The following is a 12,762-nucleotide window of genomic DNA, read 5'->3' as shown; positions in this document are numbered from 1 at the left end:
TGGCTATGGGGGCCTGCCTGAAAGTGTCGACGTAGGTAAAAGTATTCGTCAGATTGTTAGAGGGAAACCCCCGATGCGTGTTTGCACAGTCTGGCTCTACGATTGGACACCACAGCTTAGCTGCAATTGTAATCTGCATCCATTTACCAAAAGTAAACAGGAGGTGATATTCCATGACCTTAGTGAAAACCATTGCATGTAGTGTTGCGTTGATGGCCCTGGCCGCTAATGCACAAGCAGGTGAAACCCTGGACTCGGTCAAGAAAAAGGGCTTTGTCCAGTGTGGTGTCTCAACAGGTATTGCAGGATTCTCGCTGGCCGATAGTAAGGGAGCCTGGTCTGGTATTGATGTGGACATGTGCAGTGCGATCGCCGCTGCTGTTTTTGGGGATTCCAAAAAATACAAGGTGACGCCCTTGACCACCCAGCAGCGCTTTACCGCCCTGCAATCGGGGGAAGTGGATGTGCTAACCCGCAACACCACTGCGACGATCTCGCGCGACACGACCTTGGGCTTGGTCAGCGCTGGCATCAACTACTATGACAGCCAAGGCGTGATGGTGAAAAAATCCCTGGGTGTCAAAAGTGCCAAAGAGCTGGATGGAGCTGCTGTGTGTGTACAGCCTGGCACGACAACCGAGTTGAATCTGGCGGACTGGTTCCGGGGCCAGGGTATCAAATTCAACCCTGTGGTGATCAACAATCCTGAAGAGGCGATGCGCTCCTTTACCTCCGGTCGTTGCGACGGCTTTACCAGCGATAAATCCCAACTGGCTGCCATGCGTGCTGCCCAGACGACACCGGACGAGTTCGATATCCTGCCTGAGGACTTCTCCAAAGAGCCGCTGGGCCCGTTCGTGCGTCAGGGTGACGATGACTGGTTCACGCTGGTGCGATGGACTCTGAATGCCATGCTGGAAGCGGAGGAATATGGCATTACCAGCGCTAACGTGGATGAAATGACCAAGAGCAATAACCCCAATATTCAGCGCATTCTGGGCGTGTCCGGAGAGCTGGGTAAAGGTCTGAAGTTGGATAACAAGTGGGCCTACAACATCATCAAACAGGTTGGCAATTACGGAGAAAGCTTCGAGCGTAATCTGGGTAAATCGACAGCACTGAAGCTCGATCGCGGTTTGAACGCACAATGGCGTGACGGTGGGGTGATGTACGGCTGGCCAGTGCGGTAAGATTTCGGTCTTCGCTGTTTGTTTTTGCGTCTGGCTTCGGCCAGACGTGCGCCACCTCGCAGGGCTACGCGTAGTGCTGCATCCATGGGTTTTACGCTATGGCACAAAATACACCTGCCGTGCCAGCGCCCCCTAAACGGCGCCTGTCCTGGAATGATCCGTTCACACGCGGCATTATCTACCAGGTGCTGATTTTGGGTGTGCTCGGTTTTTGTGTGTGGTATCTGGTTTCCAATACCTTGCACAACTTGGCTGTCCGCAATATTTCTACAGGCTTTGATTTCCTGGACCGAGAGGCAGGCTTTGCCATTGGCGAGTCGGCTCTGGCGTATACGCCCTCGGACACGTATGGGCGGGCCATTCTGGTCGGCCTGGTCAATACGCTGAAAGTGGCGGTGATCGGCATTATTGCCGCCACCGTGTTTGGCACCTTGCTGGGCATTGCACGCCTGTCCAAGAACTGGCTGGTTTCCCGTTTGGCGGGCTTGTACGTGGAAGTGATGCGTAACGTGCCACTGCTGCTGCAACTGTTCTTCTGGTACGCCCTGATTACCGAGACCTTGCCCGGACCCCGGCAGGCTTTGAACCCGATCAGTGGCGTATTTCTATCGAATCGCGGTTTGAAGCTGCCGACCTTGCAGGGCGATGGCATGGACTGGATCTTCATGGGTCTGGGTCTGGCCGTGGTGTTGTGGGTTCTGATGGCGCATTGGGCGCGTCGTCGTCTGGAAAATACGGGCCGTCCTTTTCCCACCCTCCGTTTTGGCATTTTGCTGCTTGTTGTGCTGCCGGTTCTGGCCTTATTGCTCAGTCCCGAGCCCTTGGCGTTGGATATGCCCCGCCTACAAGGTTTCAACTTTGTCGGGGGCGCGACCTTATCGCCTGAATTTGCCGCCTTGCTGGCCGGTTTGGTCACCTATACTTCGGCCTTTGTTGCCGAAGTGGTGCGCTCCGGTATTCAGGCAGTGGGTAAAGGACAGTGGGAGGCGGCGCAGGCGCTGGGTCTGTCTCGTGGCCGCATGATGCGTCTGGTGGTTCTGCCTCAGGCATTGCGTGTGATTGTGCCGCCCATGACCAGCCAATACCTGAACCTGACTAAAAACAGCTCTTTGGCCGTGGCCATTGGCTATCCCGATATTGTGTCTGTGGTGAACACCACCTTGAACCAGACAGGGCAAGCGATTGAAGGCATTTTGATCATCATGGCGGCCTACCTGACGGTCAGCCTGTCGATTTCGGTTTTCATGAACTGGTACAACAACCGCATTGCTTTGGTGGAGCGATAAATGAGCCATACGCCTACATCCACCGTAAGCGGGCCACCGCCGCTGCAGCGGGGCACATTGGGTTGGCTGCGCCAGAACCTGTTTTCTTCCCCCTTGAACGCCATTTTGACGGCGCTGTCGGCCTGGTTGTTGTTGATGACCGTACCAGCGATGATCGATTGGTTGTTCATCAAGGCCAATTTCGATGCACAAACCGCACAGGACTGTCGGGCCAGTGCCGGGGCGTGCTGGGCTTTCATTCGTGAAAAGCACCGCCTGATCCTGTTTGGCATCTATCCCTATGACGAGCAATGGCGGCCCTTGCTGGCCTCTATCTTGCTGACCCTGCTGATTGTGTGCAGTTGCGTGCGCTGGTTTTGGAAACCGTGGCTGCCTTTGCTATGGCTGGTCGGCCTGATCGTCGTGGGTATTTTGATGTGGGGCGGCGTGCTGGGTTTGAGCTATGTAGAAAACAGCCTGTGGGGCGGCTTGCCGCTGACCTTGATTCTGGCTACCTTCGGCATCGCTTTCGCCTTTCCTTTGGGCTTGCTGCTGGCCCTGGGGCGTACCTCGCGCTTGCCGGCCGTCAAGGCGGTGTGCGTGGTCTACATCGAACTGATTCGTGGCGTACCACTGATCAGTTTGCTGTTCATGTCCTCGGTGATGCTGCCGTTGTTCATGCCCGAGGGCTTTAACATCGACAAACTGCTGCGTGCCCAGATCGCGATTATTTTGTTTGCGGCGGCCTACATTGCGGAAACTGTGCGGGGTGGTTTGCAGGCTATTCCCAAAGGACAGTATGAAGGGGCCGCCTCGCTGGGTTTGAGCTACTGGCGCACCATGCGCCAGATCATTTTGCCGCAGGCCCTCAAGATCGTGATTCCGCCATTGGTAGGTATCTTTATTTCCTTGTTCAAGGACACCTCCCTGGTCGTGATTATCGGTATCTTCGATTTGACTCAGGCCGCCAAAGTCGCTCTGGCCGATGCGGCCTGGCGCGGCTTTAGCCGGGAAGCCTATCTGTTCATCGCACTGATTTATTTTGTGTTCTGCTACTCCATCTCTCGCTACAGTCGTTCGCTGGAGCGACGTTTGCAAACGGGTTATGAACGCTGACACAGGTGGCAAAGCCTTGGGTAGCACCGGGGCTTTGCTGGCCAGACAAGGAGTTTTGCATGGCAGACGCCATTATTCAGCTAAAGAACGTCAATAAATGGTATGGGCAGTTTCATGTGCTGCGCGACATTACCTTGGATGTGGCCCCAGGCGAGCGCATCGTTATTTGTGGACCCTCTGGCTCGGGAAAATCCACCCTTATTCGGTGTATCAACCGCTTGGAGGAGCATCAGCAAGGGCAGATTATTGTGGCCGGTGAGGAACTCACCAACGATGTGCGTCAGGTTGAGGCCATTCGGCGTGATGTGGGCATGGTGTTTCAGCACTTCAACCTGTTTCCTCACCTGACTGTGATGGAAAATCTGACTTTGGGGCCGATGTGGGTACGTCGCAAGACCAAGGCCCAGGCTCAGGAACTGGCCATGCAATACCTTGAGCGTGTGCGTATTCCAGAGCAGGCCAACAAGTATCCTGGACAGCTTTCCGGTGGGCAGCAACAGCGCGTGGCGATTGCCCGTTCCTTGTGCATGGAGCCTAAGATCATGCTGTTTGACGAGCCGACCTCGGCGCTGGACCCGGAAATGGTCAAGGAAGTGTTGGAGGTAATGGTCGAGCTGGCGCATACCGGTATGACGATGCTGTGTGTGACCCACGAGATGGGTTTTGCACGTAAAGTGGCAGATCGGGTCATTTTTATGGATCAGGGCGAAATCATCGAGCAAAATACGCCTGATGAGTTCTTTGACTCGCCACGCAGTGAAAGAACACGCGAGTTCTTAAGCCAGATCATCCATTAAGGGTCAGTGGTTGCTCTGTACGGGCTGCTTTACGCAGCCCATATGCATTTTTATTTCAAGGAAAAAAGTGATGTTTCGTGTCTGTAAGTGGCTGCTGGCGGTCTCTGGTGTTGCGGCTGTCATGGCTGCCCCGGCTGTCATGGCAGAGGATTCCTATCCTTCCAAACCGATCCAGTTCGTGGTGCCGTACCCGCCGGGTGGCCCCTTGGATAGCATGGCGCGCTTGCTGGCTGAACGTGTCAAAGACGATCTGGGTACGGTCGTGGTGGAGAACAAATCAGGAGCAGGTGGCAATATCGGTGCCAGCATCGTGGCCAAGGCTGCGCCAGACGGCTACACCTTGATGATGGGTGCGGTGGCGATCAACGCCATCAACCCCTGGTTGTACAAGGCGATACCGTTTGACCCAGTCGAAAGCTTTGCGCCCATCGCGCTGGTTGCCTCGGTGCCTAACATCTTGATCGTAAACAAAGAGTTTGCCGAGCAAAACAAGATTGCCTCGGTGCAGGACCTGATCAACTACGCTAAAGAGCATCCTGGTCAAATGAACTTTGCCTCGGGCGGTAATGGCAGTGCAGGCCATCTGGCCGGTGAGGTCCTGAATACCCGTGCCCAGATCAATTCCGTGCACGTCCCTTACGCGGGTGCCAATCCTGCCAAGACAGCATTGCTGGCTGGCCAAGTGCATTTCATGTTTGACAACCTGGCTTCGGCCGCGCCGTTGATCAAGGCCGATACCGTAAAAGCCTTGGCTGTGACGACTCTGGATCGTTCCACTTTCTTGCCTGAGGTTCCCACTATGGAACAGGCTGGCGTGAAACCATTCGACCTGGGCACTTGGTTCGGTGTGTTCGCCACCGGCGGTACACCTCAGCCCGTTCTAGACAAGTTGCATGCCGCTTACGCCAAGGCTTTGATGGATCCCGCCGTACGTGAAGCCCTGGCTACCATGGGTTCGGATGTTGAGCCTGGCACCATGGCCGAGTTCAGCGAGCTTGTCAGCAATGATCTTAAGAAGTACAAAGAAGTCGTTGCTGACTCGGGTGCCGAGTTGTTTTAAGTATTCAAGGGCGTAGCCCCCAAGGCAATGGGTGACTGAAGTTGGCACGGTCGCTGGCAAGATCAAGAATTGTTAAACAAGGCAGTGAAGTCTGTTTTGAAGTACCTGCTTGGTGTGCCTCTTGCTAGTATTAGAGGCATTCAAGCGGTCTTGGTACTTAACTTAAGATTACGGAGCCAATAATGACAATTTCCATTCGTTCTGCAAAATTAGCAGCATGTGCGGGTGCTCTTTCCCTTTTGGCCGCTTGCGGCACTATGGACAATATGAGCACAGGCGGTCGTACCGCAATGGGTGCCGGCGGCGGTGCTGCTGTGGGGGCGGGTATTGGGGCCTTGATCGGAGATAGCAGCAAGGCAGCCATGATCGGTGCAGGTATCGGCGCCCTGGCTGGTGGTATTGCTGCGTATAACTGGTCTGGCATCAAAAAGGATGTTCAGCAGTCTGGGGCAACTGGGCTGGGTGTCGATGTGACCGAAATGGCTGATGGCAGCTTGCGGGTCAATATTCCTAGCAGTGTGTCTTTTGATACGGGTCGCTATCAGTTGAAACCCGCTTTGCTGCCTGTGCTCGACAGTGTTGCTCGTGCGATGAATCAGCATCCCGAGTTGCGTGCTAAGGCTGTTGGTCATACCGATAGCACCGGTTCGGCGCAAACCAACCAGACTTTGTCGGTCAACCGTGCCAGTGCGGTAACTAACTACCTGACACAGCAAGGTGTGGGGCAAGGTCGTCTGATGGTGGAAGGCCGTGGTCCGAATGCTCCTATTGGCGATAATGCCACGGCTGAAGGCCGCGCCATGAACCGCCGTGTGGAGTTGTATTTGTACGCTCCGCAGAAGTAAGTCTCTGCTTGCCGGCTTAAGGCGTGCTGACAAAAGGCCCGGTTTTTTAACCGGGCTTTTTTTGTGCTCGATCGGGGAGTAATGGGGTTTTAGGGCAGGGTCCTCTGCTTGTTGCTTGTTGTTAGCTGTGAGCTGCCAATTGGTGCTTATCTGTTGTCGCTGATGGCGTCACCGTTGCTTTGGGGGTAAGGCTGATTATTGAGTAGAACCCAGTAATGAGCACGCCCTTGGGGGCGGTGGGGACCCGGAGGGGCTTGAGCACTTGCCGGTGCTGCGCACCGGTCCCCTTGTCGAGGTCATCATCCGGGCGCACTCTGAACTCACGGGGTGGTTCGTCCCCCGGACGAACCACAAGCGTCCCGCTCAAACAGCAGAGCGCTTGCACCCCGGATCATGCCCCCGCCTGCGGCAAGTACTCTGAATCGCCCCTCCGGGTCCCCACCGCCCCCAAGGGCTCATACCGTGGCTATTCAAGCAATCATGTATTAAGGGTCTGAGATTTGGGATCTCGGATCTGAAGTTTGAGGCTTGAGGTTTGACGTTTGACGTCGGAGGTGAAAGGACTGAGGTGAGAGGTCGGAGGTTAAAGGTCTCAGGTGAGAGGCCTGAGGTGGGAGGTCAGAGATTCGACGCAGGTTAGGAAAGTGTCACACGCCATCCAGGCATGCAGTTTGAACTGTCCAGAAAAAAACGATTGTGAGCCAGTTGAGCCTAGCTTCAGGGGGTCCGGTTGGTTTAGAGGGTTTGCCGCAGGCGGGAGATAGCGTAGGGGTGCAAGCATCCTGCTGTTTGAGCCGGACGCTTGTACTTGGTCCGGGGGACCAAGTACCCGGTGAGTTCAGGATGCGCCCATAGCTATCTTCCGACAAGGGCACCGGTGCGCAGCACCGGCAAACTCTCAGGCCGGACACCCTGAGGCTAGGCTCAATTGGCGTCTTCTGCAACGATCTCTTTTGCCTGACAAGCTTCGCGTTCCTACAAATGAAGCAACAAATGAAGCAACGAACCCCGCAAAAAAAGCCCCAGGCAGAAAAAATCCACCCAGGGCTTTAACCCATCAAGGCCTGATCAAACAACGATCATGTTCACACCAGGCCCGTCTTCAATAAAGCTTCAAGCCTCCTGATACAGCTTGCTGCCCTGCTGAACGAACTGTACTGACATCTCCTTCATCCCCTGATCCACAGCGGACTGCTCATCTAGGCCGTTAGCCTTGGCATAGTCACGTACATCCTGCGAGATCTTCATGCTGCAGAACTTGGGCCCACACATGGAGCAAAAGTGCGCCACTTTCATCGAGTCTTTAGGCAAAGTCTCGTCGTGGAACTCACGCGCGGTATCCGGGTCCAGCCCTAGATTGAACTGATCATCCCAACGGAATTCAAAGCGCGCCTTTGACAAGGCATTGTCCCGGAATGCCGCCGAAGGATGCCCCTTGGCCAAGTCCGCGGCATGTGCCGCGATCTTGTACGTGATGATGCCGTCCTTCACGTCTTTCTTGTTCGGCAAGCCCAGATGCTCCTTGGGCGTCACATAGCACAACATCGCCGTGCCTTGCCAGGCAATCATCGCCGCGCCCAAACCGGAAGTGATGTGATCGTAGCCCGGTGCAATGTCGGTTGCCAAAGGCCCCAAGGTATAGAAGGGGGCCTCATGACAGTGCTCCAGCTGCAACTGCATGTTCTCTGGAATCAGATGCAAAGGCACATGACCAGGACCTTCAATCATGACCTGAACATCATGCTTCCACGCAACCTGAGTCAACTCGCCCAAAGTACGCAGTTCCGCGAATTGCGCCTGATCATTGGCGTCATAGCCCGAACCGGGGCGCAAGCCGTCACCCAGTGAGAAAGCCACGTCGTACTGCTTCATGATCTCGCAGATGTCCTCGAAATGCTCGTACAGGAAGCTTTCGCGGTGATGCGCCAGACACCACTTCGCCATGATGGAACCACCACGCGACACAATGCCTGTCATGCGACTGGCTGTCATCGGAATGAAGGGTAAACGCACACCAGCGTGAATGGTGAAATAATCCACACCTTGCTCGGCTTGTTCAATCAGGGTGTCGCGGAAAATATCCCAGGTCAGATCCTCGGCAATGCCGCCGACCTTTTCCAGTGCCTGGTAAATAGGCACGGTGCCCACCGGAACGGGTGAGTTGCGAATAATCCATTCGCGCGTCTCATGGATATTCTTGCCCGTGGACAAATCCATGATGGTGTCTGCACCCCAGCGAATCGCCCAGGTCATTTTCTCGACCTCTTCGCCAATGGTGGAGCCCAGGGCGGAGTTACCGATATTGGCGTTGATCTTCACCAGGAAATTGCGGCCAATAATCATGGGCTCGGTTTCCGGGTGGTTGATATTGGCGGGCAAAATGGCTCGGCCACGCGCAATCTCATCGCGCACAAACTCGGGTGTTACCGTGGTGGGCAAGCTGGCTCCGAAGCCCTGACCGGGGTGTACCTTGGTCAGGCGGCGGGCCATCTCTTCACCTTGTGGGCCACTGGCGCGCAAACTTTCAATGTATTGCTCGCGCCGCAGATTTTCCCGAATCGCCACAAACTCCATTTCAGGGGTGATGATGCCGCGCCGTGCGTAATGCATTTGCGTGACATTGGCACCCGAAGTACTGCGCCGGGGTTGACGCTTCAGTTCAAAGCGCAAGGTGTCCAGCTCCGGATCAGCCTGGCGGGCCTGACCGTACTGGCTATTGAGTCCTGCCATCAACTCGGTGTCATTGCGCTCGCTAATCCAGGCTTGGCGCAGTGCAGGCAGACCTTTGCGAATATCGATCTGTACCGAGGGGTCTGTGTAAGGACCGCTGGTGTCATAAACGCTTAAGGGAGGGTTTGGCTCGGCGCCAAAGTGGCTGGGCGTATCAGCCAGAGAGATTTCCCGAAAAGGCACACGCAGATCAGGCCGTGAGCCGGTTTGATAGGTCTTTCGGGAGTTGGGTAAGGGCTGGATCGCAGCCGGGTCTACGCTGGCCGCAGTGGCCGTAAAAGAAGGGGTTTTGCTTGTCATTGCAGCTCCAAGGAAATGGTGGAGCCGATATAGGAAGAAGTGCCGTGCAGGCATTGCACCTGTGGCACACGCTCCCAGCATCGGCATTATCCGTACTGGTACGAGGGTTTATCTCAACCCGCCAAATGGCGAGTACCCCTGCGTGCCGACAAGTATAGGTACTTTAGAGCTGCTTGTGGACGTATAAGGCTTATTTTCTTTTCATGCCGTTGAGCAGGTGACGGATGGTTTGATCCAGATGGTCACGCTCTTTGGGGGGTAAAGCCACAATCTCGTCCACGGAAAAGCGGTTGAAGGGCCAGGTCACAATGGGCGGGCCTTCGCCGGAGTCTTGCAAGGTGGCCGCATGGCTTGTGCTCAACTCCATATTGCCCAGCCCGTTCTTGAGCCATTGGGCGCTGATGTTCAGGGCTTTGGCCAGATCCAGAATCTCGCGCGCGTCACGCCGCGTGCCACTCTCATAATTGGAGATGGCGCTTTGGCTAAGGTTACACAGGCGGGCCAGTTCGGCTTGGGAAAAGCCGCGTTGCAGGCGGGCGTGACGGAGGCGATCAGAGAAGTGTTTCACACTACAGATTGTTCATGGAACGCCCTGCACGATGGTTTTCAAGAAAAACCCCGTATGTGATAAAACGATCCGGCCCAATCTGCTTCGCTAGGCAAAGAGAAGGTTAGGATAGGTGTGGGCGCAGTCTGGTATCACGCTGTGTGTACTACCAGCCACTGAGTAGAGTGCGACGCTTGGCGACAGCAGGTAGGGGGCAGAAACGAGTAGTGTCTAGCGCTTTTTCATGCCGTCCAGCAAATGACGCAAAGTGCGATCGAGCAAATCCCGTTCGCTATCGGCTAGCGCAACCACCTCATCGACGGAGAACAGACGGAACGGCCAGGAGACAATCGGAGCGCCTTCCTGAGGTTCGGACAAGGTATATCTGTCGTCCAAGAACTCCATCTTGCCGACACCTTTGCGCAGCCATACAGCGCTGACATTCAAGGCTCTGGACAGCTCCAGTATTTCGCGGGCATCTCGACGAGTACCGTTTTCGTAGTTGGAGATGGCGCTTTGAGTCAATCCGCATAGACGTGCCAAATCCGCCTGAGAAAGACCGCGGTATTGACGTGCATGGCGAAGGCGTTCGGAGAAATGTTTCACACAACAGATTGTTGATGTAACTGCCAGCACGATGGTTTTGATAAAAAATCACAGTCGTGATTTATACTGTCCGACATAGTCATCAGATGTCATTATAGTTAAGGTTTCAACTATGTCGGTTGCAAATGAAATTGTTGGCGGTCCTGTTGTGCTCTACCTGGCCACGGCTATCCCTGATCGGAATTTACTAGAACAAAAAATTCAGGCACTGGCTGAACGTGGTTATCGTCTTATTTTTTGTCCGGATGTAACGGCTTTATTGCAGTTGGCTCAAACGCGCGGGCGTCATGCCGGTTCACTATGTATTGCCTGGCTGGGAGGCACTTTGGCAGAGATTTGCTCTGCAGCCGTGCGCTTACGGATGCTGTGTCCGCAAGTCGGGATCTTGATGCAGTCCGACGCCACGGACTCGGCCATGTTGCAAGCCTTGCACAGTGGCGGCGATCAGTTTTGTCCCAAGGATGCGTCTTTGGAGTTGCTGGCGGCCAGTTTGCAGAGTCTGCAACGGCGTTTGATGCAGATGCCCATTATTCCTGAACCCTCCTTGATTCAGGAGTGGGTGCTGGATCAGGAAGGCTGGACCTTGATATCACCGGTTGGCATGTCATTTAGTCTGACCAGCACGGAGCGCGCCTTTATGGTCCGTTTGCTGCGAGAGGAGGATCGCCGGGCCAGCCATTACGAGCTGATGCGGGCTGTTGCCAGTAAAACAGATGTCATCAGCAATCCGCCTGGCGCCTTGCATATCAATCGCCTGGGTGTGTTGGTCAGCCGTATGCGGCGCAAATTCAGCCAGGGTGGGACGGCTTTACCGATACGCTCTATCCATAACTGGGGCTATATGTTTGCGGCCAATTGCCAGTTGCTGGCCGAACCGGCGCGCCATTAGGGCAGGGGAGTTGAAAAAGGCTTTGCCGGTTAAACCTGGCAAAGCCTTTGTTGATGCTCTAGAGCAGGGGCTTAGTAGTAACGCTGCACCGACAAGTCGTCAGCACGGATTGCAGGCTCTTTGTTGCTGATCAGATCAGCCAGCAATTGCGCACTGCCGGTAGCCAAGGTCCATCCCAGTGTGCCGTGGCCGGTGTTCAGGAATAGGTTGGAGTAACGGCTACGACCCACGATCGGGGTGCTGTCCGGTGTCTTGGGACGCAGGCCGGTCCAGAAGTGCAGGTCGGCATCGCTTTGGTAGCTGCCGGGAAACAGGTCATTCAAGACCATCAGCAAAGTCTGTTCACGGCGTGGATTCAGGCGCTTGTTAAAACCCACCACCTCGGCCATGCCACCCACACGAATACGATTGTCAAAGCGTGTCAGGGCGATCTTGTAGCTTTCATCCAGCAGGGTGGATTGGGGCGCACGGGAGGCGTCCGCAATCGTGGCGGTAATGGAGTAGCCCTTCAATGGGTAGACCGGAATGGCTTGCAGGTCTTTCATCAGACCCGTAGACCAGGAGCCCAGGGCTACCACATAGGCATCGGCTGTCAGCAAGCCGTCGGAGCTTTGCACGCCGCTGATCTCTGTGCCGTTGCTGTGAATACGCTGAATATTCTGATTCCAGCGAAACTCCACGCCTTCCTGCTCAGCTAATTCGCTAAGACGGCGGGTGAACATCTGACAGTCGCCGGTTTCATCTTCAGGAAAACGCAGGCCACCGCTCAATTTGTGCTCTACATGTCGCAGCGCTGGTTCAATCGTGTGCAGCTCAGACGCTGACAGCAGCTCGTAAGGGACACCAGCTTCTTTCAGCACCTCGATGTCGGCAGCAATGCCATCCAGTTGCTTTTGCGTACGGAAAACCTGCAAGGTGCCTTGGGAGCGGTGCTCGAACTGAATATCGGTCTGGGCGCGCAACTCGGCCATGCAATGGCGACTGTATTCAGCTAGACGCACCATGCGTTCTTTATTGGTGGCGTAGCGATCTGCCGTGCAGTTGCGCCACATGGCCAGCAGCCATTTGATTTGTGTCAGCGTGCCATCGGGGCGAATCGTCAGGGCAGGGTGCTCGTCGAACATCCACTTGATGGCCTTGCGCGGGATACCCGGCGCGGCCCAGGGGCAGGCATAGCCAAAGGAGAGTTGACCAGCATTGGCAAAACTGGTTTCCAGAGCGGGCCCAGCCATGCGGTCAATGACCGTTACGCTGTGTCCTTGGCGGGCAAGATAATAAGCGCTGGTTACGCCTTCTACGCCAGCACCTAACACGAGGATCTTCATACGGTTCCTTGGGCGCATCGCCCGAAAGGGGAAGTGTTGCGATCAGGCGCGGACAGTTCGCACGGACCGTCGCAATTCGATACGTTTTATCC

General features: G+C 55.3%; 11 protein-coding genes. 7 read left to right on the top strand and 4 right to left on the bottom strand.

Annotated features, from left to right (window positions below):
* Positions 1–173 precede the first annotated feature (173 nt).
* The 6 genes from LNA76_RS13930 (at position 174) to LNA76_RS13905 (ending at position 6,273) form a co-directional block, all read left to right on the top strand.
* Entirely contained in the window at positions 174–1,190 is a 1,017-nt protein-coding gene (locus LNA76_RS13930; RefSeq protein ID WP_230019286.1) for an amino acid ABC transporter substrate-binding protein, read from the top strand.
* A 98-nt stretch (positions 1,191–1,288) separates the two neighbouring features.
* Positions 1,289–2,476, top strand: a complete 1,188-nt coding sequence (locus LNA76_RS13925) for an amino acid ABC transporter permease (protein ID WP_125277810.1) — start codon at positions 1,289–1,291, stop codon at positions 2,474–2,476.
* A complete protein-coding gene (locus LNA76_RS13920) occupies positions 2,477–3,571 on the top strand; it encodes an amino acid ABC transporter permease (protein WP_108728534.1) in 1,095 nt (364 codons plus the stop codon).
* 59 nt (positions 3,572–3,630) lie between these two features.
* Complete coding sequence (locus LNA76_RS13915) at positions 3,631–4,368, top strand: amino acid ABC transporter ATP-binding protein (RefSeq protein WP_094197763.1); 738 nt, start codon at positions 3,631–3,633, stop codon at positions 4,366–4,368.
* Positions 4,369–4,438: 70 nt separating this feature from the next.
* The gene (locus LNA76_RS13910; RefSeq protein WP_094197762.1) at positions 4,439–5,428 is read left to right on the top strand and encodes a Bug family tripartite tricarboxylate transporter substrate binding protein; all 990 of its coding nucleotides are present in this window, start codon (positions 4,439–4,441) and stop codon (positions 5,426–5,428) included.
* A 266-nt stretch (positions 5,429–5,694) separates the two neighbouring features.
* Positions 5,695–6,273, top strand: a complete 579-nt coding sequence (locus tag LNA76_RS13905) for an OmpA family protein (RefSeq protein WP_094198434.1) — start codon at positions 5,695–5,697, stop codon at positions 6,271–6,273.
* Between the two features lie 1,113 nt (positions 6,274–7,386).
* On the opposite strand, the gene thiC is transcribed toward LNA76_RS13905, so the two are convergent.
* The 3 genes from thiC to LNA76_RS13890 form a co-directional block, all read right to left on the bottom strand.
* Positions 7,387–9,303, bottom strand: a complete 1,917-nt coding sequence (gene thiC, locus LNA76_RS13900; RefSeq protein ID WP_108728535.1) for a phosphomethylpyrimidine synthase ThiC — start codon at positions 9,301–9,303, stop codon at positions 7,387–7,389.
* 190 nt (positions 9,304–9,493) lie between these two features.
* On the bottom strand, positions 9,494–9,871 hold the full coding sequence (locus LNA76_RS13895) for a helix-turn-helix domain-containing protein (RefSeq protein WP_094197760.1): 378 nt from the start codon (positions 9,869–9,871) through the stop codon (positions 9,494–9,496).
* A 210-nt stretch (positions 9,872–10,081) separates the two neighbouring features.
* Positions 10,082–10,456 (bottom strand): helix-turn-helix domain-containing protein, encoded by a 375-nt coding sequence (locus tag LNA76_RS13890; protein ID WP_094197759.1) that lies wholly within the window; start codon positions 10,454–10,456, stop codon positions 10,082–10,084.
* A 112-nt stretch (positions 10,457–10,568) separates the two neighbouring features.
* Between LNA76_RS13890 and LNA76_RS13885 the strand changes: the two genes are divergently transcribed.
* A complete protein-coding gene (locus tag LNA76_RS13885; protein WP_230019285.1) occupies positions 10,569–11,345 on the top strand; it encodes a DNA-binding response regulator in 777 nt (258 codons plus the stop codon).
* 71 nt (positions 11,346–11,416) lie between these two features.
* Here LNA76_RS13885 and LNA76_RS13880 read toward each other — a convergent pair whose 3' ends face one another.
* Positions 11,417–12,670, bottom strand: a complete 1,254-nt coding sequence (locus tag LNA76_RS13880; protein ID WP_094197757.1) for a D-amino acid dehydrogenase — start codon at positions 12,668–12,670, stop codon at positions 11,417–11,419.
* Positions 12,671–12,762 lie beyond the last annotated feature (92 nt).

The organism is Alcaligenes sp. MMA, assembly GCF_020907215.1.
Lineage (GTDB): Bacteria > Pseudomonadota > Gammaproteobacteria > Burkholderiales > Burkholderiaceae_B > Alcaligenes > Alcaligenes aquatilis.
Note: the sequence above shows the minus strand (reverse complement) of the source record. Positions and strands in the feature narration are given on the sequence as shown.